This window comes from Janthinobacterium sp. 75, assembly GCF_004365495.1.
Taxonomy (GTDB): domain Bacteria; phylum Pseudomonadota; class Gammaproteobacteria; order Burkholderiales; family Burkholderiaceae_D; genus Janthinobacterium.
Genome location: NZ_SORD01000002.1, coordinates 136,314 through 158,825, shown reverse-complemented (window position 1 = coordinate 158,825; position 22,512 = coordinate 136,314). Strand labels below are relative to the sequence as shown.

At 65.0% G+C, this 22,512-nt stretch carries 24 protein-coding genes; 11 read left to right on the top strand and 13 right to left on the bottom strand.

All coding sequences use genetic code 11. The features are described 5' to 3' along the window. Positions 1 to 5: 5 nt before the first annotated feature. Positions 6 to 914, bottom strand: coding sequence for an AAA family ATPase (locus C8C89_RS25020; RefSeq protein WP_133993775.1), 909 nt, complete (start codon positions 912 to 914; stop codon positions 6 to 8). 244 nt (positions 915 to 1,158) lie between these two features. Between C8C89_RS25020 and C8C89_RS25015 the strand changes: the two genes are divergently transcribed. Further along, positions 1,159 to 2,085 carry a histone deacetylase family protein gene (locus tag C8C89_RS25015; RefSeq protein WP_101484260.1) on the top strand — a complete coding sequence of 309 codons (927 nt, stop codon included), beginning with the start codon at positions 1,159 to 1,161 and terminating at the stop codon, positions 2,083 to 2,085. Between the two features lie 14 nt (positions 2,086 to 2,099). Here C8C89_RS25015 and C8C89_RS25010 read toward each other — a convergent pair whose 3' ends face one another. Further along, positions 2,100 to 2,492 carry a hypothetical protein gene (locus C8C89_RS25010; RefSeq protein ID WP_133993773.1) on the bottom strand — a complete coding sequence of 131 codons (393 nt, stop codon included), beginning with the start codon at positions 2,490 to 2,492 and terminating at the stop codon, positions 2,100 to 2,102. A 151-nt stretch (positions 2,493 to 2,643) separates the two neighbouring features. Continuing rightward, positions 2,644 to 3,441: a hypothetical protein gene (locus tag C8C89_RS25005; protein ID WP_133993771.1), complete on the bottom strand. Its 798-nt coding sequence runs from the start codon at positions 3,439 to 3,441 to the stop codon at positions 2,644 to 2,646. Positions 3,442 to 3,641: 200 nt separating this feature from the next. Here C8C89_RS25005 and ylqF point away from each other — a divergent pair, with 200 nt between their 5' ends. After that, positions 3,642 to 4,589 carry a ribosome biogenesis GTPase YlqF gene (ylqF, locus tag C8C89_RS25000; RefSeq protein ID WP_101484263.1) on the top strand — a complete coding sequence of 316 codons (948 nt, stop codon included), beginning with the start codon at positions 3,642 to 3,644 and terminating at the stop codon, positions 4,587 to 4,589. 127 nt (positions 4,590 to 4,716) lie between these two features. Here the strand turns inward: ylqF and C8C89_RS24995 are convergent, their stop codons facing one another. Beyond that, complete coding sequence (locus C8C89_RS24995; protein WP_133993769.1) at positions 4,717 to 5,532, bottom strand: class III extradiol ring-cleavage dioxygenase; 816 nt, start codon at positions 5,530 to 5,532, stop codon at positions 4,717 to 4,719. 112 nt (positions 5,533 to 5,644) lie between these two features. Here C8C89_RS24995 and C8C89_RS24990 point away from each other — a divergent pair, with 112 nt between their 5' ends. Then, positions 5,645 to 6,535: a LysR family transcriptional regulator gene (locus tag C8C89_RS24990; protein ID WP_133993767.1), complete on the top strand. Its 891-nt coding sequence runs from the start codon at positions 5,645 to 5,647 to the stop codon at positions 6,533 to 6,535. 2 nt (positions 6,536 to 6,537) lie between these two features. Here C8C89_RS24990 and C8C89_RS24985 read toward each other — a convergent pair whose 3' ends face one another. Continuing rightward, entirely contained in the window at positions 6,538 to 7,425 is an 888-nt protein-coding gene (locus tag C8C89_RS24985) for a hypothetical protein (RefSeq protein ID WP_133993765.1), read from the bottom strand. After that, entirely contained in the window at positions 7,422 to 9,710 is a 2,289-nt protein-coding gene (locus C8C89_RS24980) for a M1 family metallopeptidase (protein ID WP_208327815.1), read from the bottom strand. The genes C8C89_RS24985 and C8C89_RS24980 overlap by 4 nt, the downstream gene beginning before the upstream one ends. Positions 9,711 to 9,968: 258 nt before the next feature. Between C8C89_RS24980 and C8C89_RS24975 the strand changes: the two genes are divergently transcribed. The 5 genes from C8C89_RS24975 (at position 9,969) to C8C89_RS24955 (ending at position 14,215) form a co-directional block, all read left to right on the top strand. Continuing rightward, positions 9,969 to 11,519, top strand: coding sequence for a TonB-dependent receptor (locus C8C89_RS24975; RefSeq protein WP_166674907.1), 1,551 nt, complete (start codon positions 9,969 to 9,971; stop codon positions 11,517 to 11,519). Between the two features lie 147 nt (positions 11,520 to 11,666). Further along, positions 11,667 to 12,338, top strand: coding sequence for a thiol:disulfide interchange protein DsbA/DsbL (locus C8C89_RS24970; protein ID WP_101484268.1), 672 nt, complete (start codon positions 11,667 to 11,669; stop codon positions 12,336 to 12,338). A 12-nt stretch (positions 12,339 to 12,350) separates the two neighbouring features. Then, complete coding sequence (locus C8C89_RS24965; RefSeq protein ID WP_101484269.1) at positions 12,351 to 12,575, top strand: hypothetical protein; 225 nt, start codon at positions 12,351 to 12,353, stop codon at positions 12,573 to 12,575. A gap of 220 nt (positions 12,576 to 12,795) precedes the next feature. After that, a complete protein-coding gene (locus tag C8C89_RS24960) occupies positions 12,796 to 13,542 on the top strand; it encodes an SDR family oxidoreductase (protein WP_133993761.1) in 747 nt (248 codons plus the stop codon). 208 nt (positions 13,543 to 13,750) lie between these two features. Further along, complete coding sequence (locus C8C89_RS24955; RefSeq protein WP_243858447.1) at positions 13,751 to 14,215, top strand: ester cyclase; 465 nt, start codon at positions 13,751 to 13,753, stop codon at positions 14,213 to 14,215. Between the two features lie 6 nt (positions 14,216 to 14,221). On the opposite strand, the gene C8C89_RS24950 is transcribed toward C8C89_RS24955, so the two are convergent. From C8C89_RS24950 to C8C89_RS27110, 7 genes are all read right to left on the bottom strand, one after another. Continuing rightward, positions 14,222 to 15,142 (bottom strand): LysR family transcriptional regulator, encoded by a 921-nt coding sequence (locus C8C89_RS24950; RefSeq protein WP_133993757.1) that lies wholly within the window; start codon positions 15,140 to 15,142, stop codon positions 14,222 to 14,224. Beyond that, entirely contained in the window at positions 15,139 to 16,047 is a 909-nt protein-coding gene (locus tag C8C89_RS24945; RefSeq protein ID WP_133993755.1) for an efflux RND transporter periplasmic adaptor subunit, read from the bottom strand. Before C8C89_RS24945 ends, C8C89_RS24950 begins: the two co-directional genes overlap by 4 nt. 48 nt (positions 16,048 to 16,095) lie before the next feature. After that, complete coding sequence (locus C8C89_RS24940; RefSeq protein WP_101484274.1) at positions 16,096 to 16,296, bottom strand: DUF1656 domain-containing protein; 201 nt, start codon at positions 16,294 to 16,296, stop codon at positions 16,096 to 16,098. After that, positions 16,286 to 18,433 carry an FUSC family protein gene (locus C8C89_RS24935; protein ID WP_243858411.1) on the bottom strand — a complete coding sequence of 716 codons (2,148 nt, stop codon included), beginning with the start codon at positions 18,431 to 18,433 and terminating at the stop codon, positions 16,286 to 16,288. The genes C8C89_RS24940 and C8C89_RS24935 overlap by 11 nt, the downstream gene beginning before the upstream one ends. Before the next feature lie 10 nt (positions 18,434 to 18,443). Further along, a complete protein-coding gene (locus C8C89_RS24930; RefSeq protein ID WP_101484275.1) occupies positions 18,444 to 18,950 on the bottom strand; it encodes a MarR family transcriptional regulator in 507 nt (168 codons plus the stop codon). Between the two features lie 73 nt (positions 18,951 to 19,023). Continuing rightward, positions 19,024 to 20,436: an efflux transporter outer membrane subunit gene (locus tag C8C89_RS24925; protein ID WP_133993753.1), complete on the bottom strand. Its 1,413-nt coding sequence runs from the start codon at positions 20,434 to 20,436 to the stop codon at positions 19,024 to 19,026. Positions 20,437 to 20,562: 126 nt separating this feature from the next. Then, complete coding sequence (locus C8C89_RS27110; RefSeq protein ID WP_166674906.1) at positions 20,563 to 20,877, bottom strand: DUF4148 domain-containing protein; 315 nt, start codon at positions 20,875 to 20,877, stop codon at positions 20,563 to 20,565. Between the two features lie 289 nt (positions 20,878 to 21,166). Between C8C89_RS27110 and C8C89_RS24915 the strand changes: the two genes are divergently transcribed. The 3 genes from C8C89_RS24915 to C8C89_RS24905 all read left to right on the top strand — a co-directional run bounded on the left by C8C89_RS24915 (position 21,167) and on the right by C8C89_RS24905 (position 22,507). Then, entirely contained in the window at positions 21,167 to 21,493 is a 327-nt protein-coding gene (locus tag C8C89_RS24915) for a hypothetical protein (RefSeq protein WP_133993749.1), read from the top strand. A 128-nt stretch (positions 21,494 to 21,621) separates the two neighbouring features. Continuing rightward, a complete protein-coding gene (locus C8C89_RS24910) occupies positions 21,622 to 21,939 on the top strand; it encodes a hypothetical protein (RefSeq protein ID WP_101484279.1) in 318 nt (105 codons plus the stop codon). 79 nt (positions 21,940 to 22,018) lie between these two features. After that, on the top strand, positions 22,019 to 22,507 hold the full coding sequence (locus tag C8C89_RS24905; protein WP_166674905.1) for a DUF2244 domain-containing protein: 489 nt from the start codon (positions 22,019 to 22,021) through the stop codon (positions 22,505 to 22,507). Positions 22,508 to 22,512: the final 5 nt, after the last annotated feature.

The window sequence follows — 22,512 nt, the reverse complement described above, 5'->3', positions numbered from 1 at the left end:
GCCGGTCAGACGGGGATACTCAACAGCATGTGCTGCAGCAGGGCGCGGCTGTCCGTGGACCCTTGCGCCGCATGCAGGCGGTGGGCGCAGACGGGTAACAGTACGGCTTGCACGTCGTCGGGCGTGACGTGGTCGCGTCCGGCCAGGGCAGCCCAGGCGCGCGCCGCCTGCAACAGGGCCAGCGCGGCGCGCGGGCTGAGGCCATCGGCAAACACGCCCGGCACGCGGGTGGCATGCACGAGGGCCAGCACGTAGTCGACGACGGCGGGCGAGGCGTGGATGGCGCGCAGGCCCGCTTGCGCTTGCAGCAACTCTTCCGCGTTCATGACGGCCGGCAAGGTTTGCAGCATGGCGCGGCGGTCGGCGCCCAGCAGCAGCGCCCGTTCGGCTGCCGTATCGGGGTAGCCCAGAGTGACGCACATGAGAAAACGGTCGAGCTGAGATTCAGGCAGGGGGAAGGTGCCCAGCTGGTGCATGCAGTTTTGCGTGGCGATGACGAAAAACGGCTGCGGCAGCGCGTGGGTGACGCCATCGAGCGTCACTTGCCGCTCTTCCATCGCTTCGAGCAAGCCCGATTGCGTCTTCGGCGTGGCGCGGTTGATCTCGTCGGCCAGCAGCACTTGCGTGAACAGGGGACCTGGGTGGAAGATGAAGCTGCCGCTGCCGCGGTCATACACGCTCATGCCGGCCACGTCGGCCGGCAGCAGGTCGCTGGTAAATTGCTGGCGCTTCCATTGCAGCCCCAGCGAGATGGCCAGCGCATGGGCCAAGGTAGTCTTGCCCACGCCAGGCACGTCTTCGATCAGCAGGTGGCCGCCCGCCAGCACGCAGGCGAGGGTCTGGCGGATCTGGACATGTTTGCCAACGAGAACTTCGCCGATCTGCTGTGCGGCCTGGTGTATTTTCGAAAACATGTTATTTCTATCACAGTACGTGAGATTATTTAATTTACAATCGCTTTGGCCAGGTCAAATGGCGCCGCCCGCCCGCTGCGCGCTCGTGGTAGATTAGAGTGACAGCAAACGCGGCAAGGGTGGCACAGACCAGCCAGTGATTTTATGCGAGAACGCGCCAGGCAGGCAGGAATGCTCTGCGGTAACTCCGGCGTGCGTTCCCGGTATGGATAGAGAGCAGAGACAGAGGTAACCAGTACAGCGCATGAGCACAGCCATTTATACCCATCCCGATTGCCAGCGCCATGAAATGGGCGACTGGCACCCTGAATCGCCGGCCCGCTTGCAGGCCATCAACGATCAATTGATCCTCGCGCACATCAGCGACCTGGTCGAGCACCGTGACGGCGCGCGCGCGCAAATGTCTGACATCGAGCGCAACCACAGCGCCACGGCGATCGGCCTGGTGCGCGACAATGTGCCGCCCGAGGGCGACTACTATCCGCTCGACGGCGATACCTTGCTCAACGCGCACAGTTACGACGCGGCGCTGGCGGCGGCAGGTTCGGCCGTGGCTGCCACGGACGCTGTCATCGATGGGGAGATCAGCAACGCCTTTTGTGCGATCCGCCCGCCCGGCCACCATGCGCGGCCCAGCGAGCCCATGGGTTTCTGCCTGTTCAACAATGTCGCCATTGCCGCCAAGCATGCGCTCGACGTGCGCGGGCTCGAACGCGTCGCCATCGTCGACTTTGACGTGCATCATGGCAATGGTACGGCCGAATCCGTGGCGAACGACCCGCGCATCCTGATGGTGAGTTTTTTCCAGCACCCGTTTTATCCGTACAGCGACGTCGAGTCCTACACGGACACGCGCGTCAACGTGCCCGTGCCGGCCCGCTCGAAGGGCGATGCCGTGCGCCAGCTGGTGCTTGACCACTGGTTGCCGGCACTGCACCGGCAGCAGCCGCAGATGATTTTCATTTCCGCCGGTTTCGATGCCCACCGCGAAGACGACGTGGGCGGCATGGGCCTGGTGGAGGCCGACTACACGTGGCTGACGCAGCAGATGATGGCCGTGGCCAATCAGTATGCCAAGGGCCGCATCGTCAGCTGCCTCGAGGGGGGCTACAACCTGTCGTCGCTGGGCCGCAGCGTGGCGGCGCATGTGAAGGCGCTGGCGGAGCTGTAAGGGTTGAACTGTCACTACAGCAGGCTGGGACGGCTGCGGGAATTCGTGTGGCGGTGGGTCTGGTAGTCGAGTGCGTCGCCGGCCATGAAGCGGCGCCAGGCTTGCGTGTAGACGCCTGCGGACTTGTCCGCGTCGAAGCTGTCGAGCTGCAACATGTCGCGGTGGTGCTTGATTTCATTGACCAATTGGTCATACAGCACTTGCAAGCCATAGCTGTCCGCGCTCTGGCGCTTCAGGCGCTCTTCCAGTTGCGCCACCTGTCCCCGTAACTGTCTGCTTTCCTTCTTCCACTGCAACAGGCTGCCATTGCGCGGCACGCGCTTGGGCGTCGCCTTGGCCGGGCGCGGCCTGCCACGTTCGCATTCCCCATGTGCCGCTGGCGCCATGCCAGTGTGTTCCATCATCATATCGACCTATCCCCATCGCGTATCTCCCGGAGCCAGCCCGGAAAATAATTGCTTTTCATTTAAGAGGCGATATTAGAGCACACTTTTTTGTTTCCTTCAGTAAATATAAAAATCCAAGTGGAAATATTCGACCTGACTTCGCGGGTGCGCCTCACTGGCGCAGCGCTGCCTTCATGGGCGCTGCGGGCGGCGCTTCCGCCATGTTGCCGTCGTCGGCGTAAGTGATGGTCAGCAGGGTGTCGTCCTCCCAGCTCAGGTCATGCAGCGGCGGTACGTAGCGCTGGCGGTCGTCCGTGACGCGGATGTCCAGCGTGCGCTCGCCAGAGCGCGCCTGTACGGCCAGCAGTTTGCGGAACACGGGAAACGGCACGTGGATCAGCGACGAGTGGCAGGGCCCTCCCGCCAGGCGGAACAGCTTGCGCCGGACAAAGGGCAGGTCATCCTGCTCGACTGCCCAGCGGATTTCGCATTCCAGGCGCAAGTCGCCCAGGCGGCGCACGTTCTGGGGCAGGCCCGGCGTGTGGATGTCGGCGCGCCAGCGCAGGGTGTCGCGCTTCTTGTTGCTGACCAGGTCGGCATTCGCGTCGTAGGCGGTCTTGTCGCGCGTCAAGGTGAAGCCGCCGTCCGCCGCCAGGGGGACGGGGATCGACAGGTTGTCAGCCGACAGGTGCAGAGTCACGCCATCGAGCCTGGCCTGGGGCGTGGCGGGGAACAGCATGAAGCGCAACGGTGCGCCCGGCGCCAGGCGCTGGTGGTCGGCATACGCGTCGAGTCCCTTGAGCATGGTGCGGTAGGGGCGCAGGTCGGGATCGCGCGTACCTTGCACGTCGACAACCGGCTGCATTTCCTGGCGGGCCGTGTCGCCAGGCGCCGCCGCCAGTTCCTGGGCCATGGCGGGCAGCAGACAGGTGCAAAGCGAGGCGAGGAGGAAAAAACGGGGAAGTTGCATGGAACGCGTGCCAGGTTGAGCGTGCAATGGGGAAACCGGCCAGGCTGGACGGACTGCGAATCTTATCATTCAAGTAACTGCTAAATTATCACCAATTGTCTCGTCCTCGTCGCACGACTGGCGCTGGCGGCGGAAAATGGGACGTCGGGGCGGCAACCACGTAAAATAGCGGATTGACTGAACGAACTGAAGGCAAGAGCATGGCGATACAATGGTACCCAGGACACATGAACGCGGCCCGCAAGAAAGCGGCCGAGACCATGGAAAATACCGACCTGGTGATTGAAGTGGTGGACGCGCGCCTGCCGGCAGCCAGTTGCAATCCCATGGTGGACGAGCTGCGCCTGTTCCGCCAGCGCCCTTGCCTGAAGATACTTAACAAGACCGACCTGGCCGATCCGGCTGCCACTGCCGCCTGGGTGGCCTATTTCAATGCCCAGGAAGGCGTGACCGCGTATGCGATGACGACCAAGAAGCCGGGCGATGTGGCGCGCATCCCGGACCTGGCCAAATCGCTGGCGCCGCACCGCGGCGTGCCGACCAAGCCGCTGCGCATCATGATCATGGGCATCCCCAACGTGGGCAAGTCTACCCTGATGAATGCGCTGCTGAAAAAGCGCGTGGCCAAGGTGGGCGACGAACCAGCCGTGACGAAGATGCAGCAAAAGTTGTATCTGGATAAAAACACTATCCTGGTCGACACGCCCGGCATGTTGTGGCCGAAGATCGCCATCCCCAGCGATGGCCTGATGCTGGCGGCCAGCCACGCCATCGGCTCGAACGCGCTGATCGAAGAGGAAGTGGCCGTGTTCCTGGCCGAGGAATTGCTCAAGCGCTATCCAGACTTGCTGGCGGCCCGCTATGGCACCAAGGTCGGTGAAGTCGACGCCATCGGCGTGGTCGAGGGCATTGCCGCCAAGCGCGGTTTCCGCATCAAGGGCGGCGACTACGATTTCGAGAAAGCTTCGCATACCTTGCTGCTGGACTACCGCAGCGGCATCCTCGGGCGCATCTCGCTGGAAACGCCCGACACGCGCGCGGCCCTGCTGGCCCAGCACGCGGCCGAGATGGCGGAAAAAGCGGCCATAGCGGCAGCGATTGCCGCCGAAAAGGCGAAGAATGCGGCGCGGGGCAAGCGCGGCACGTAAGAAGAAAAGCCGCTAGCTAGCGGCTTTTTTAAATTCTGGGGTCAGATCCCCGATGACGTTGGCGCTGAATCAATCGTTAGCGGTGTTGAGGGTCTGACCCATGCCCCGGCATTTCCGCGTTCGGGTTTCATTGGGCTGCGTTGCCAAACCTGAAACTGCTCACGGCCAGCGCCCCAAAGAAATCTTCCTCGTGGTACACGACGTGCGCCGCTTCCTGCTCGGCCGCACCGAGCGCCACCATCAGCGGCAGCAGATGGTCTTCCTGCGGATGGGCCTGGCGCGCACCGGGCGCCTGGTCCCAGGCCAGCAGCTGTTGCAGCCTTTGTTCTGGTGGCAAGGCCATCGTCTGGCGCAGCCAGGCGTCGAAGCGGTGCGAGGCGACGGCGCCCGCCTGGCCGAACTGGCGCAGGTTATGGTAAGACAGGCCGCTGCCAACGATGAGCACGCCCTCGCGGCGCAGGCTGGCCAGCGCGCGGCCCACCTCGACGTGCGTCAGCGGGTCGTAGCCGTGTTTCAGCGACAATTGCACCAGCGGCACGTCCGCTTGCGGGTAGATGGGGAACAGGGCGCTGAAGGTGCCGTGGTCGAAACCCCGCTCGTGGTCCAGGCGCGCCGGATGGCCGGCTCCGTCAAGCAACTGTTTCACCTGCGCCGCCAGTTCCGGCGCGCCGGGCGCCGGGTACTGGATTTGATACGTGTGCGGCGGAAAGCCCGAATAATCGTAGATCATGCCCGGCTGCGGGCTGGCCGAGACGAGAAATTGCGGCCCTTCCCAGTGCGCCGTGACGACCAGCACGGCTTTCGGGCGCGCGCCGATCTGGCGCGGGATATCTTGCAAGGACGCTTCGAGCACGTCGTAGCGGTCGCCGAACTGGTCCTTCATGAACGGCCACGGGCCGCCGCCGTGCGACAGGAAGTAGGTGGGGAAAGTGTGTTCTTGCATGGCGGCTCCTGAGGGGAATGGCTGATGCTATCGATGATAGTCATGCTCGGTCAGTTGATCAAGATCGCAATTATTGATATATCATTTCCATTTTGTTGATGATGGGGTGCTCATGGATACCTTGCGCAGCATGCGCGTGTTTCGCGCCGTGGTGGAACTGGACAGTTTCGTGCGCGCCAGTGTACGTCTGGATCTGTCGGCGGCGATGGTCAGCAAGCATGTCATGCACCTGGAGCGCCACTTGGGTGCGCGGCTGCTGAACCGCAGCAGCCGTCATCTGAGCCTGACGGAAATCGGCAAGGTGTATTTTGAACAGTGCCGTGACATGCTCGACAATCTCGACGAGGTGGAGGCAACCGTGGGTCGCACGACGGTGGTGCCGCGCGGCATGTTGCGCCTGAGCGCCCCTGTCTGGTTCGCCAACGCCATCTTTACGCGCACCCTGGTGGCTTACCGCGAGCGCTACCCGGAGGTTACGTTCGACATCGACTTGAGCGGCCGCGTGGTGAACCTGGTGGAAGAGGGCTTTGACCTGGCCCTGCGCGTGAGCCAGGCGCCGTCGCCGACCCTGATCGCGCGGCCTATCGGCAGCATCGCCTTTCACCTGGTGGCCGCGCCCGCCTACCTGGCGCGCGCCGGTCATCCGCATGTGCCGCAAGATCTGGCGCAGCACGCCATGATCAGCTATTCGCTGTTATCAAACGGCAATGAATTAACGTTTGACGGCCCGCAGGGACATGAGACAGTGAAGTTCTCGCCCGTGCTGCAATGCAATAACGAAAGCCTGCTGCACGCGGCCGCGCTCGACGGCATGGGCATCGCCCTGCTGCCATCGTGGCAAACGGATGCGGATCTGGCGGCGGGGCGGCTGGTGCGCCTCTTCGATGATTTCAAGCTGGCGGGCGGCAAGGTGTACGCCGTCTACACGAGCCGCCGCTACCTGTCGTCGAAAGTGCGCACCTTCATCGACTTCCTGGCCGATGAAGGGCGCCTGGGGAGATAACATCACCAGGCGAGCGAGCGCTTGACGTCGATCAGCGCGAACAGGCGCGCGCTGCGCATCCACGCCAGCACCAGCGTTGCCAGTAGCGTCACCACCAGGCCAGCCACGATGGCCAGCGGATCCGGGGCGGCCAGGTTCAGGCGCGCCACGCCCAGCAGCGCATACAGCGCCAGTCCCAGCATGGTGATGACAAGGTAGATCGCCAGGCAGGCCAGCGGACGTCGGCGCAGCATGCCCAGGCCCTGCCACCAGGCCTTGACGGCCGAAGTGCGGCGCCGGTCGATGGCCAGCGCCGCGCGGCCCGCATCGAGCGTGGCGCAAGCCAGCAGGAACAGCAGGCCCGTCACCAGCAAGGCCAGATGACGGGCCAGGTCGGCATCGGCTTCCAGGATGGCTTTCGCCGCGTGCTTGTCAGCCAGTTTCAGCGCGCCGGCGCCGATCGCCAGCGCCACGCCCAGCGGCACTACGCTCCATAGCAACATGCGCAGCATGCGGCCGTATTCGCTGAAGGCGCCCGTCAGCAGGGGACCGAAGCCGGCGGGCGCAGGGGCGCGCGCGGCCGTCACCACCAGGCCGCTCAGCAGCGGCGACAACAACAGGGTCAGGATGATGCCGGCGATGGCGGCCTGGCTGATGGCGGCGCCGTTGCGTCCCGTGTTGGAGATCAGGTCGGCCAGGGTCATCAGGTCTAGCTTGTGCGCCAGGGCCGCCGCATGCACGGCCTGATCGAGGCTGGCGCTCAAGGTGCGCCAGAGGGGAATGATGGCGACGACGGTCGGTATCAGCAGCAATCCCAGCCACAGCAGCAGCAAGCGCCATTGCAGGGCGGCGCGGCTGGCGCGCATGGTCAGGGTCAGGCCGCTGGCCCGTGTCGTGGAAGTGGCGCTCATACGATGGCAATCAGGGAAAGGAGGTATTGGAAGGCGGCGGCGAGGTCGAAGCTCCAGCGCCGCGCGGCCGAGGTATCGGCCTTCAGGGTGCGGCTGTCATCGAGCTTGTTGACGTCGAGGTAGTGCACGCGGTCGGGATCGAGTTCGGCCGAGACGGCCTTCACGGACTTGCTCCAGGTGTAGCGCTGCCACAGCTGGTCGTTATCCCACACCACGCGTTCGGCTGTGCCATCGGCAAATTTCACCAGCAGCACCTGCGGCACGGGGGCGCCGCGGCGGCGCAGGACCACGCTGGTGAGATACGGATAGGGCCCCATGCCGGGCTTGGCGTCCGGGTGCGCCTTGTCCCACGCCTCGCGCACTTTTTTCTCTTCCTTTTCCAGCGCCTCGGCCGTGCGTTCCACGCGCTTGCCGTTCACCAGCACCATGCCGGCCAGCGGCGTCTGCTCTTCGCTCGTGAAGCTGCCGATGCGGTCGTCGATATTCGCGCTGGCGTAGACTTGCTGCGCGAAGACCTGTTCCACGATGCGCCGCTGGCCCGTCGCCTCGGCCAGTGCTTCGCGCAGGTCGGCCACGCTGGGGTGGCGGAATTTCCACTGTTCGTAATACGCCTTGAAGCCCCGTTCCATGGCCTCGCTGCCGATGCGCGCTTCCAGGTCGCGCATGGTGATGGCCGTGCGGCTGTAGACAGGCCCCACGCCCTGCAGGCGGTCCCAGGCATTCTGGCCCAGCGGGTCGGCGGCATCCTGGCGCGGCGCACCCAGGCGCTCGCCTTCGAAGACCTTGAAGGAGGGCGCGAAGCCCAGGCGCTTGAGCAGGGGCGTGGTGGCGTGGATGTCCTGGCCGCGCGCGCGCAGCATGCGCTGGTCCCAGTACTCGTTCAAGCCTTCGTCGAGGATGGGTTCCTCGAACTCGTTCGAGGCCAGGATGCCGTAGAAATATCCATGTCCGAATTCATGGATGGTGACGAAATCGAGGCCGAATCCGGCCAAGGTCTTCGGCTGCAGCGTGGCGTAGCTCGAGGCGGTGATGAAGGTCGGGTATTCCATGCCGCCCGCTTCGGCCGCATTAAACGGCGGAATCACCACTGTCAGGGTCTTGTACGGATACGCGCCCAGGGTGCGCGAAAAATACGTGAGCGAGTCCTTGGCCGCCTGCAGCGCGGGCCCCGCGTTGGACGCGTACTCGGGCGGGTACAGTACCTTGATGGCCACCGGCGGGCTGCCGGGACCGCTCCAGTTGCCCATCAATGGCTGCGCGCTGCGCTTGTCGGCCGTCCAGGCGAAATCGTGCACGTCGCCCTGCACATAGTGATGCGTGAGCATGCCGTCCTTTTCCAGCGGTGCGCCCTGCAGCTCGCCCGTGGCGCCCACCGTGTATTCCTTGGGCACGGTCAGCTTCACGTCGTAGTTGCCGAAGTCGGCGTAGAACTCCGAATTGAGGTGGAATTCATGCGCGTTCCAGCGCGGCGCGGTGGCGCCCCGTTCGCCGGGCAGTTCCAGCACGGCGATCTTGGGGAACCACTGGCCGACCAGGTGGAAGCTGCCGAAATAGCCGGTGCGCGCGATGACGCGCGGCAACTGGTCGAAGAAGCGGATGTCGAGCGTCGTCTCCATGCCCGGCGCGACGGGCTGCGGCAGGTCGACGCGCACGACCGTGCGGTCGGTGGCCGGGCCGTTGTCCGGCTGGACGAAATGCCAGGGCGCCGTGGCGCCGTTCTGCGTCATGCTGCGCAGTTCGATATAGCCCCATTCGCCGTCGCGCGTCTCGACGCCCGAGCGGAAGCCCTTGTCGAGCTTGCGCTTCTCGGTGAAGAAGGTCGAATGTTCGCCTTCGAACGCATTCAGGTAGAGGTGCAAATATACGCTGCTGACCGCTTGCGCGCTTCGATTGCGCCAGCGCAGTTTCTGCTGGCCGGCGATGGTGTGTTTGACGGGATCGAGCGTCGCTTCGATCTGGTAGTCGACCACGCGGTCAGACAGGGTCGCTTGCGCAGCCGTGCGCGCACCGCCCCAGGCGTTGCTGGCGCTGGGCTTGCTGACGGCGGACGCGTGCGGCAAGGCCAGGGCAATGCCGTCGGCGGCCGGCGCCAGCGCGATGGCCGCGCTGGCTGGCTTGCCCTGGCCCGGCTGGGCGAACAGATCGGCCTGCAGGGCCAGGCCGGCCAGCAGCATGGCGGCGATGGAGAGGGCCTTGAGCTTGCCCGAGACGGGGAAAAAACCAATGCTGCGGCGCGTGCCGCGGGGACTTGGCGGCCCCCGGCGCGTTGTGCTGCGACTTCCCATGCGTGACTCCTACAGTGACTTCTTATTGTTGTTGATTTTCAAATGCAGTCGGCTGCGCCCAGGATCGCTGGGCGCACCTCGCACTTTACTTAATATACCTGCAAAAATGCCAAATAACCAATCAAATATGGGAGTGCCGCAAGCACCGCCGGAGCGCTGCTTGCGGCGCCGCGCGCCGTGCGTATAATGTTTCGCTTTGCCATCCCTCTGCCCCGCTACCGTGTGCCCGCCTCCCGGCAGCGCAGCCAGCTTCCCGCCATGATGCCTGCCTCTCCCGCCCTGACCATCGCCATGCGCACCTTGCTGCTGTGCGCCCTGGCCATGCCGGCGTGCGCGCAGGACAGCGTGGATGGCGGCACGGCCGGCGTCACGCATGGCGACTTGTCCGCCGAACTGGGGCAGGGCGGCCAGCACAGCGTGCGCGGCGCTCTGTCGCGCGACCAGGATGGCATGTCGCTCGATGTGGCCATCGACGGGCAGCGCAATGGCAATTACCGCGATGGCAGCGTGTTTCACCAGCATGGCTTCAATGGGGGCGCCGAATGGAAGGCGCGGCAGGGGCGCTTCGGCTTCAGTGCCGACCAGCTGAACCAGAACACCCGCTATCCGGCGCCCGAGGCGCCGTTCCTGGCCCTGCTGGCGGCCCGCCCGGAAGACCTGTACCGCTACGAAGTGCGGCGTGCCAGCGCCTTCGTGCAGCGCTATGTGGGCAATTTCGAGCTGGGCGTGGAACTGTCGCAGCGGGAAAAGCGCGCCACGGCCCACTATGCGGGCGAGGAGGGCAGCAGCGAATCGAGGTACAGCAGCCGCCGACGGCAACTGGCGCCCCGCGTTCGCCATTACGGCAAGGTGGGCGGCGTTGGCACTGACACGGAAGTGGGCCTGGACCTGATGCAGTGGGAGCGGCGCTCGGGCCGCGACGCGCCGGGCCGCGATGGCGATGGGCTGCGCCGCCAGTACTCGCGTGCGCTGCTGCTGCGCGAAGAACTGGCTTTTGGTGGCGCGTATGCGCCGCGTTTGCTGCTGGGGCTGCGGCATGAACAGTTCCAGCTCGATCCGGCCGACATGCCAGCCGGCGGCAGCGACTGGGAAAACCAGAACGCGTGGGACTTGCAGGGCAGCTTGCAGCTGCGCCCGGAACTGAGCGTGTACGCCAAGGCCGCGCGCAGCTACAGCATCGATGACGACGGCTATACCCGCGCCGGCTACCGTCCCCTGGCGGGACAGCTGCGGCGCGAAACGGAAGTGGGCGCCACCTTCGGCGACGCGGCGCGCAGCGCTTCCGTGCGCGTCTTCAGCGAGCGCCTCAGCAACCAGATCGTCTTCGACCAGAGCCTGGGCCAGCTGGGCTTTGCGGGCAACCTCGACCCCTCGCGCCGCGATGGCATCGCCATCGAGGCCAGCATGGCGCTGGCGCGCGACTGGCGCCTCGACACTGAGCTGCGCCAGGTGCATGCACGCTATGACGACTACGCCTACGATGGCCCGGATATCGCCCTCGTGCCCAAGACCCTGGCCAGCCTGCGCCTGTACTGGACGGGGCAGGCCGGCGCCAGCGCGGACGTCGGCGTGCAATGGCTGCGCGCTCTGCGCTATGGCCCCGATTTCGCCAACAGCTGCCTGGCGCAAGTGCCCGCATTCGCCACCGTGGACGGGCGCTATGTGCGCAAGCTGGGCGCCTGGGAGCTGGAACTGGCCGGCAGCAACCTGGCCAACCGCCGCCATTACGGCGATGCGCCGGGCTGTCGCTCCAGCATTTACCTCAACGATGCGCGCCAGCTGCGCGTGTCGGCGCGCTACCATTTCTGACACTGGGGCGCAGCGGCGCTTAAAAGTGGCTTAATCAGGCGCAAACGGAGCGTGCAAACGTGCTTTTTTTCCGGCCTGGCCTCATCGCCCGCCGCAAAAAGTGGTAATCTCGCCCCGTTCACGACCACTTTATGATGAAGGATTAATATGCGTTTTATGCGTTTCTTGCGTCCCCTGCTTGCCGCCGTCACCCTGGTGGCGGCCACCGGCGGCGCCATGGCGGCCGATACCGGCTTTACCACGCTTCCGACGCCAGTGCGCACGGACACGGGCAAGAAGGTGGAAGTGGTCGAGTACTTCATGTATTCCTGCCCGCATTGCTATGCGCTCGATCCGCTGATGCACGACTGGGTCAAGAAACAGGGCGACAAGATCGCCTTCCGCCGCATCCACCTGGCCTTCAATGGCCCGAAAGATCCGCAGGCGCACGCCTATGCCACCTTGGAGGCGATGGGCCAGCTGGACCAGTTCCACGACAAGATCTTCCGCGCCATCCACGTCGAGCGCAACCGCCTGAACCGCGATGACGCCATCCTCGAGCTGCTGGTGAAGAACGGCATCGACAAGGCGAAATACCTGGATATGTTCAATTCCTTCGGCGTGCAGACCAAGCTGAAACGCAATGAGCAGCTGATCACCGCCAGCAAGATCGACAGTGCGCCGACCATCGTCATCGATGGCCGCTTCGTCACGTCGCCGGCGCAGCTGTCGCGTCCTGGCCAGTCCGAGCCGCAGACCCAGACAGCGACCCTGCGCGTGATGGATGAACTGGTGGCGCGCGTCCTGAAAGAGCGCGCTCCCGCGCCAGCGAAGAAGTAAGCGGAGAACGTCATGAAACAGCTGCCCTGGACCTTGTGCGTATTGGCCCTCGCCCTCGTGGCGTGGCTGGCGCTGGCCGTCGTCAACGTGGAAAACCAGCGCAATGCGCTGGTCACCAAGGCTTGCGTGGACCCCGCGTTCAAGAACGAGGTCGACGCGAAATGCCTGGCGTCCGTTCAGTCGCGCGAGCACTGGTGGCAGCATCTGAGCTACGCCATGACGCATTTCAGGTCATAGAACACCGGATAAAATCTACTGCGCGTCGCGCTTTGCGGCCGGCGATGCTCACCGTACTAGAGTACGGTTGCGCTTCTCGGCCACAAATCACTGCCGCTCGCTACGATTTTCTCCGGTGTTGTGACGATGAGGATGGATAGGAAAACTGCCCGCTTTGTGCGGGCTTTTTTACGTCTGCTGGTTGCGGGTATCATAAAGCCACAACCATTCTGGAGGAACGATGAAGGAAGTGATCTTGATTACTGGCAGCAGCCGCGGCATCGGCGCGGCGACCGCCCTGTTGGCGGCGCGCCAGGGCTATGCCGTCTGCGTCAATTATGTGCGCGATGCGCGGGCTGCCGAGGAATTGTGCGCGCGCATCGTGGCTGGCGGCGGCGAGGCCATCGCCGTGCAGGCCGATGTCGGCAATGAAGCGGACGTGGCGCGCCTGTTTGACGAAGTCGATGCGCGCCTGGGGACCTTGACGGCGCTGGTCAACAATGTGGGCGTGCTGGAGCAGAAATGCCGGCTGGCCGATATTTCCGTGCAGCGCCTGGAACGCGTGCTGCGCACCAACGTAATCAGTTACTTTTTGTGCTGCCAGCAAGCCGTGCGGCGCATGTCGACGGCGAACGGCGGCCAGGGCGGGCGTATCGTGAATGTCTCGTCGGTGGCCGCGCGCATCGGCTCCCCGGGCGAATACATCGATTACGCGGCCTCGAAAGGCGCTGTCGATACGCTTACCCTGGGCCTGGCAAAGGAAGTGGCGGCCGAAGGCATCCGCGTCAACGGCGTGCGGCCCGGCATCATTTATACGGACATCCACGCCTCTGGCGGCGAGCCTGGGCGGGTGGCGCGCCTGGCGTCCGGCGTGCCCATGCAGCGCGGCGGCGAGCCGGAAGAAATCGCCGGCGCCATCCTGTATCTGCTGGGGCCGGGTGCGACGTATGTGACGGGCAGCCTCCTCGACGTGGCGGGCGGGCGCTGATTTTCACCGCGGCTTCAACTTATTTTCAACTACAGCAAGCAATTGATTCAGGCGTGGGGCCAATTATCAATTAATGCAAGCGAGTCCAGAATGGCGATGTGCGATGTGCACACCGATCAACCTACCTGGAACTACCATGTCCGCTTCCGCTTTTTCCCCCGCCATCCTGGCCCTGTCGCTGCTGGCCGCCGTGCCAGTCCATGCCACCATGAACCTGCCCATGCCCGCCCACCTGTCCGGCGCCAGCGCCACCGGCGCGGTGGCGCTGGCGGCGCGCCGCTACGCCGCGTTCTGGCAGAGCGGCGATCCGGCCCTGGCGCGCCTGGCGCTGGCCGACGATTTTATTGACCGCACCTTGCCAGCTGGCCGCCCTCAGGGGCTGGCCGGCCCGCTGAAGGCGTCGCAAGTGTTTCACGCCGCCGTTCCGGACTTGAAGGTAGGCATCGAGGAGATGCTGGTAGCGGGCGACCGGGTCACCCTGCGCCTGCATTTCACGGGCAGCTTTACGGGCGTCTTCCCCACGCCGCAAGGGATCGTGCAGGGACAGGGGCAAGCCATCGATTTTCAGGCGTTTGATTTGTACCAGGTCAATGCGCAGGGGCGCATCAGCGAGAACTGGCACCTGGAAGACAACCTTGCCCTGCTGCGCCAGCTGGGCGTGCTGCCACCCTGAGGTAGCCTAGTTCTGCGCCGGCAGGGCGGCGAACTGCTGCAGCAGGAAGTCGATCAGCAGGGCGACGCGCGGCGGCTGGAAGCGGTTGCGCCGGTACAGCAGGTTCAGGGGGACGCTATCGGCAAAGTAATCGTCGAGCACCGTTTGCAAGCGCCCCGCGCGCAGGTCGTCGCCGATGTCGAGCAGGGATTTGTAGGCATAGCCATGGCCGGCCACGGCCCAGCGGCGGATGATTTCGCCGTCGTTGCTGTGCCAGGCCCCCTGCAGGCGCAGGCTGTGGCGCTTGCCGTCTTCTCGGTAGCGCCATTCCTGCGGCGCGCCGTCGCCCGCCGTGAGCACCAGAGTAGGCAGCATCGTCAGGTCGCGCGGCACGTTCGGCTGGCCCACCTTGGCGGCCAGCGCGGGCGCCACGCACACGACGCGCCGGCCCGGATGCAGCAGGCGCGCCACCATCTCGCTATCGGGCAGCTCGCCGTAGCGGATGGCCAGGTCGATGTCGTCCTGCACCAGGCTCGCCGTGGCGTCCGTCAGGGTCAGCGCTTGGCGCACCTGCGGGTGCAGCGCGGCAAAGCGGTCGAGCATCGGCAGCAGCAGCTGGCGGCCGATATCGGAGGGCGCCGAGATGCGCACCACGCCGTGCACGGCGCCGGCGTCCCCGTGCAAGCCGTCTTCCGCCTGCGCCAGCAAGTCCAGCGCCTGTTCGCTGTACAGGCGGTAGTGCCGGCCTTCTTCCGTCAGGCGCAGCTGGCGCGTGGTGCGTTCGAACAGGGTGGTGCCCAGTGCGGCTTCCAGGCGCCCGATGGCGGCGCTGGCGGCGGCTGGCGACAGGCCTTGCTTGCGGCCGGCGGCGGAAAAGCTGCCCAGCGCCGCGGCGTCGAGGAACAGGGCGATTTCTGCCAGGCGCCCGGCGCCGCCGCTGCGGCTCATGCGGGGTGCGCGGCCGCAGGCTTGGGTGCGGGCCTTGAAGGGGGAGCAGAATGGGGCGTGATCACCACGGTGCAGGTGGTGCCGGCCACCAGGACCTGCTTCTTGTCTTGCTCGTCGATGTGGATGCGCACGGGCACGCGCTGCGCCAGGCGCACCCAGTTGAAAGTGGGATTGACGTCAGCCAGCAATTCGCGGCCCGTGGCGGCGTCGCGGTCGGTGATGCCGCGCGCGATGCTCTCGATGTGGCCATGCAGGGTGCCGCCGCTCATCAGATTCATTTCAGCCTTGTCGTCCTGCGCCAGCATGCCCAGCTTGGTTTCTTCGAAGTAGCCGACGACATAGTACGAGGCGCTGTCGATGACGGCCAGCTTGGCCGCGCCGACGGCGGCGAAATCGCCCTTGTGCACGTTCAGGTTGGTCACGTAGCCGCTGACGGGCGCGCGCACGGTGGTGCGTTCCAGGTTCAATTGGGCCAGCGCGCGGGCGGCCAGCGCGGCCTGTACTTGCGACGAGGCCGAACTGGCGGCAAAGGCGGCGCTTTCGCGGCTTTCCGTGGAGATGATGCTGGCGTCGAGATTGGCGCGGCGCTGCGCTTCCTTGCCGCGGCGGCCCTGCTCCGTCCTTTGCGTGGCCAGCACGGCGTCGGCCTGCGCCAGCGCGCTCGCATAGCGCTCCTTGTCGACGACGAAGAGGACGTCGCCTTTTTGCACCACCTGGTTGTCGCGCACCAGCACGTCCGTGACAGTGCCGGCCACGTCGGCGCTGATATTGACGATATCGGCCTTGATGCGCCCGTCGCGCGTCCATGGCGATTCCATGTAGCGGTTCCAGACAGTCTTGCCTATCCAGAGGGCCGCAGCCAGGAGCAGCAGGGTGATGGCATAGCGGGTCAGTTTGGCTACCATGTCGGCATCCTTTCCTTGATCAGATTGAACATTTTTTTTATTTGAACGTTATTGGTACAGCGATAAAGCCAGCGCGCCGAAGATGGCGATGAAGATGCACAGCCGCGCCAGCGAGGGATGCCACACCATGCGGTAAACGCCCAGCCAGCCCAGCACGCGGTCGAGCAGGGTTTGCAGGCCGATGCTGAGGATGAACAGGGGTAGCAGGGTAGGAATCAGAATTCCGAACAGGGCGAATTCACGCGGCATGATGTTCTCCGGCGCCAGGCGCCACGTTGTCGAGTAATGAGGTGTAGATCGAATGCAGGTCGACCAGCGCCGTCTGCAGGCGCACGCCCTGTTCCGGTGCCGTGCCGCTGGCAGCCTGGGCCGCCCGCACCACGGCGCCCGCCTGCAGGGTGGCGGCCAGCGCCCCCTGCAGTTGCGCTTCGCCGCGCGTGCGCAGCCAGGCGGCGATGCTGTCCACGCAGCGCTGCAGGGCGTCGTGCGCGGCGCTGTTGCCGGAGGAACTGGCGATCAGTTCGCGCAGATCGATCACCGAGTGGCCGATTTCCAGCAAGGTCAGGGCCTGGCGCACGACGGCGCGCGTGGCGATACCCGGCGCCGGGCCGGCCGCCGCGTTGAGCTGGCTGAGCAGGTCGCGCACGCGGTTGTCGAAACGGTGTTTCACGCGGCGCGCGGGCGCTGTGCACGCATGCAGGGCTTCACGCCACAGGGCCGGGCCGATATGGTCCTTGTGGCCCATGGTGTGCTCGGGCAGCAGCACGGCAAACACGAGGGCAGCCAGCATCAGGCCGACGATCAGCGCCATGCCCGTATTGAGAAAAGCGGCGCCATCGACATGCATCACGTTGGTCGGTGCCATCTGTGTGATAAAGGTCGATACGCCCAGGCCCACGCCCAGTTTGGCGGGATTCGTCATCAAATACAGGCCCACGGCCAGGAAGGGCGCAAAACTGAGCACCAGCATGGGGAAGCCGTCACCGTGCACCAGCACGAAGTACACGCACACGAGCGACAGCGGCATGGCGATCAGAAAGCCCGCCAGCACTTGCCGGATCATCATGATGGGGCGCGGCGAGGACGAGGCCAGCGCGCAGAACACGGCCGCCATCAACATCGCCGTGCTGGCATGGGGCCAGGCCAGGAAATAGGCGCCCAGGGCCAAGAGGGCCAGGCTGATGGCCGCACGCGCGCCGCTGGCGATCACCAGCGCGGGCGGCGTCTTTGGCGCGTACGCCTGCGGCGTGCTGATGGCCAAGGGCGTGTCATGCGCCAGGCTGAAATAGACTTCGTGAAAGCGGCTCATGTCGCGCGCGAAGCGTTCCAGCAGTTCGCACATGGTGTCGAAATCGATGCGCTGCGCATGGTTGATGTGCGCACTGTCAATCTCCGCGCGCGCCAGCGCCAGCGCCGTTTGCAGATGCCGCTGCATGGTGTCGAGCGAGTCTTGCGAAGGCGTGGCTTGCAGCGCTTCGGCGACGATGGCGTACAGGGGCGCGCAGGCTTGCATCACTTGTGTCTCTCCATCGCGCTGCAGGCGGTCGAACAGGCGGTGGAAAGTATAGAAGGTAGTGAGCGCCGTCATGAAGGTGGCGTTAAAGGCGTGCAGCTTGCGGTTTTGCGCGCGCACGTGGCTCACCTTGCTGGTGACTTCGAACAGGGCGGCCGAGCGGCCCAGTTCCAGCGCCGCCACGTCGGCCGCAAACTGCAAATGCGTCAGTTCCACTTGCGCCGGCGTGAGTTTTTGCTGCAGCACGTCCTGGCAGAAAGTGAGGAATTTGCCGTAGCGCGCCTGCACCGTGCGCATCACTTGCGTGCCCTGGTGACGCGGCAGCAGCACGCTGGAGACGGCGGCCGAGCAGATGATGCCCAGGCCGACTTCGGCCACGCGCGTGACGGCCAGCGCGAACGCCTGCATCGGCTGCTCGATGGCGGGCAAGACGATCATGCAAGCCGTGTAGCCGGCCAGCACATACACATACGACTGGGCGTTGCGGTGCAGGGCCGAGCCGCTCGTGCACAGGCCCACCCACAGGGCCAGGCCGGCGAACAGCAGCACCGGCTGCTGCGGGAACAGGCCGATCAGGGCCAGCGCGGCCGTGCATCCCAGCAGGGTGCCACACAAACGGTAAAAGCTTTTTTCCAGCACCATGCCGCTGCTGGGCAGGGCCAGGATGATGGTGGTGGTCATGGCCGTGCTGGGGGAATCGAGTCCCAGGCGGTAGGCCAGCCACAGGGCGCAGAACGCGGCGATCAGGGTCTTGCCGACGTAGATCCAGCGTTCGCCTTCCGTCTTGCGCCAGTCCTGCAGCGCCAGCGCCAGCCAGTGGGCCGCCCGGGTCAGGGGGCCTTGCGTGAATGTTGTTGCTGTGGCTGGCGTCATCGATAGGCTATCAGTTCTGGTTGTTGAGATTGTTCAGGTTGCGCAACTGGCGCATGTACAGCTTGTCGAGCACTTGCAGCTCTTCGTCCGTGAACCCTTCGTACAGGGCCGAGGTTTCCTGGTACACGTCGGGCAGCGCCGTTTCGATCAGCGTGCGGCCCTTGTCGGTCAGCGAAATCATCACCGAGCGGCGGTCGCCGGGGCGCGTGCCGCGGTGGATCAGGCCGCGCGTTTCCAGGTCGTTGCACACGCGTGTCAGGTTGGCCGGTTTTTCATGGCAGGCCATGCCCAGGGTGCAGGCGTTCGACGTTTCGTCGTCCGTGCCGTACAGTACGGCGAGCACCATGTAGCTGGCATCGACCAGGTCGTGCTTTTTCAGCGCGGCATTGGTCAAGTCCTTCATGCCTTTTTGAATGTGGTACGTCATGCGCAACAGGCGCATCAGTTCCATGGGGAAGCCTGGCATGCGCGTGCGGATGTTTTGCAGCCGCTTGGAGGTGGCGTCAAAAGCGGTCATGTCATATTCCTTCATGTGTGAATAAAGCTCCGATTGTATCTTGTTGAGCCATGGCAATGCCAGGATTGCAAGCTTAGATCCCGCCTCCTAATGCATTCATCAAGGAAACGTACAGGTCCAGCTCGCGCGCTCCATTTTGCGCCTGCTGCTGTTCTTCCGCCAGCAGGGCCACTTGCGTGTTGAGCATGTTGATGGCGTCGCTCATGCCGGCCTTGTAGGCTTTTTCCGCCAGGTCGCGCGCGCGCTGTGCCGTGGCCAGCGCCTGCACTGTCAGCTGGTGCTGTTTTTCCAGCGATTGTGCCTTGGTGACGGCATTCGCCACCTCCGACATGGCGTTGATGACGGTGGCGTTGTACTGCTCCACGGCACCGTCGTACACGGCCGTCTGGCTGCCCAGCTGGGCGCGCAGGCGGGCGCCGGCAAAGATGGGCAGGCTCAGCGCGGGCGAGACGCCGCGGATGTCCGAGTTGGCGTCAAGAAAATGGCTGAAGCCGAAGGCCTGGAAGCCGGCAAAAGCCACCAGGTTGACGTTCGGGTAAAACTCGGCCTTGGCCGCATCGATGCGCTGCGCCGCCGCTTCCACCCGCCAGCGCTGGGCGGCGATGTCGGGCCGGCGACCGATCAGGTCGGCCGGCAGGGCGGCGGGGATGGCCAGCGGCTGGTCCAGGCGCAGCACGGGGCGCGTGAGCGCCGCGCCGGCTGCCGGCCCCTTGCCCGCCAGGGCCGCCAGCTGGTTGCGCAGCAGGGCCAGCGACTCGGCTGACTGCTCCAGCTGGCGGCGACCTGCGGGCAGAGTAGTTTCGATTTGCGCCACGTCAATATCGGTGCCGATGCCGGCCGCCTTGCGCTGGCGCGTGATGTCGAGGATGCGGGCGCGCTGCGCCAGGCTGCGTTCGATCACGTCCTGCAGCTGGAATTCATACGATAGCTGGATATAGGTGCGCACCAGCGCCGTTTCCAGGGCCAGGCGGGCCATCTGCGATTCGGCCGAGGCCATCTTCACGTCGCCCAGGGCGGCGGACAGGGCGGCGCGGTTGCGTCCCCACAAGTCCAGATCGTACGAAGCCGTGACGGTGGCCTGGTTGCGCCAGGCGTAATTGCCGGCCAGGGGCGCCGGCGTGCTGCCGTGCTGTGAATACAGTTCGCGGTTGATGGAGACATTCGCGTCCGCCTGCGGGCGGGTCTTGTCCTCGGCCGCGCCAGCCAGCGCCTCGGCCTGGCGCACGCGCGCCTGGGCGCCACGCAGGGTGGGGCTGTCGGCCAGCGCCTGCTCCATCAAACGGTTCAATTGGGGGTCATGCAAATCTTGCCACCATTGTGCGCGCGGCCACTGTATGGCGGCGCTGGCGGCGGCATCCATGGCCTTGCTGGCCGCCAGCCTGTTGGCGTCGAGCATGGCCGATTGCGGCGCGATATGGCCCATGTCGGCGCAAGCGCTCAAGGCAAGGATCAGGCTGGCGGCAAGCAAACGGCGGTGCAGGGACATGCAGTGACTCCGGGAGGCGATAGTGTTGGGGGTGCTGCTGACAGCTCGCCGCGGTGAGCGTCGGGAGTGGCCCGAGTGCTGCGCCGCAACTGAGTTGTTACTGACTGAAACCGGCTGACTGGTTTCTTATTGCACGACGTGCTTGGTGGTTTGCGCGACATCAAAATCCGCTTCCGTTTGCGGGATCAGGCCAGCCTTGCGGGCGGCGTAGAACTCGGCCATGACTTGCTCGCGCGTCACCTTGCTGGTGGCGGTGGCCGGCGTTTTCGGATAGTCGACTTCGCTGGTGGCGATTTCGCCGGCGTTGCGGGCACGGATGTATTCGGCCGTGACTTGCTCGCGGCTCAGCTGCTGGCTGGTGGCCGGCGCCGTGCTTTGTGCGAAAGCCGAGGTAGCGGTGGTGATGGCAAACAATGCTGCGATAAGTGATTTGGCTTGCATGATAAAACTCCAATATGTGCATGATGGCTGGGTGGATGGGCCGGCTCGCCACGTACCGGTCGGTTCGGCGGCAAGGCGCTGGTGGGCGCCGTGCCGCCGATGAAGCAGTTTCTGGATGAGAAGGTGCTTACTTGAATTAACTATAGCAATGAATAGTACATTTGTGAAGTACTTTTTGAAGATATTTGTGCGCCGCCGCATTTCCCCCCCCGTGGAGAATGCCGTGCAGGCGTGCGCCGCTGGCTGGGCGAGGGGAGTAAGCTGGTTTTTTTATCAAGAGGAGTCAGCCATGAGCGGCAGCACACTCGATCCGGACAATTTGCCCGTCATGCCCGACCGTGTCCTGGGCAGCGGCCATGGCAAGGGCGCGCTGGGGCCCAGCGACAGTTCTGACAGCGGTAGCGACATGCAGGGCGTGCCCGGCCAGGATGCAGAAGAGCTCGATAACGACAGCGATGCGGCCGGCACTGGCGATCGGGCCGGCGTGGAGCCCCACAACGGGGCACCCGATGGCGGCGACATCGACGTCGATCATGTGGAGCGCATGGTGCCCGTGCCGCCGGCAGAGGAGGAGGGCACACCGCGCACGCCGCAGGTGCCGGCGCCGCGTCCCTGATCCGGGCGGCCGACTGAGAATAGCCGCCACGAATTACTGTCCCTCCTCCGCCTTCAGCGTAAAATGAGGTTAAGGCGGCGTGCGCGCCGCCATGGCCAGCCGGCCGGCACAGGATAGGATGTCAGAGGATGCAAACGCAGATGTCGGAAGAAAAAGAAAAAGACTTGATGTTGATGTACCGCGAGACGCGGCCACGCGAGTTTTTTGGCGAAAAAAGTAACACCAATCACCTGGCCTGGAGTTTGCTGGTGGTGTTGCTGGCGCTGGCGTTCTGGCTGGTCGTGGCCCTGGCGGCGGCGGAAAACCAGCGCTATGCCCTGGCAACGAAGGCTTGCCAGGATCGCGTGTTCCCCGCAGAGATCGACACGTCTTGCCTGAAGCAGGTCAAGTCGCGCGATCACTGGTGGCAGCATGTGGGCCATGCGCTGGTGCGCATGGGCGCCTGAGCCGGGCCCGATCCGGCGGAACTTGGCCGCCGCCGCGAGGGCGATGATACGTCGATGGAGCGAAGAGGCGGGAGGCGCCATGCCACGCGATCATTCGCGCGAGCAGCCGCAATGGCTGCTGGCGCGCTACAGTGCCTTGACGGCGCGCCAGTTGCTGTGCGCCTATGGCTTGCTATGCCTGTTTTCCCTGACGATTGCCGCCGCCTTTGCGCTGCGCGGCCTCTGGACCATTCCAGCCTTTTCGTTCGCCGAACTGGGCCTGGTGGCCATCGCCCTGCTGCATTACCTGCGCCATGCGCGCGACTATGAACATATCGCCCTGCGCGACGGCGAGCTGATCGTCGAACAGGTCAGCGCCGGCCACTGCCGGCGCCACCACTTTTCGCCGTGGTGCACGCGCATCGCCGTGCCGCAAGGGCCGCGCCAATTGATACACATCAACGATATGCGTGATGCTACACGGCATGTGGCGGTGGGCGTCTTCGCCACGCCTGAACGGCGCCGGCAGGTGGCGCAGGAGCTGCTGGCCCTGCTGCCACCGCCAATGTCGCCGCCAGCGCCGCCGTGACTGCG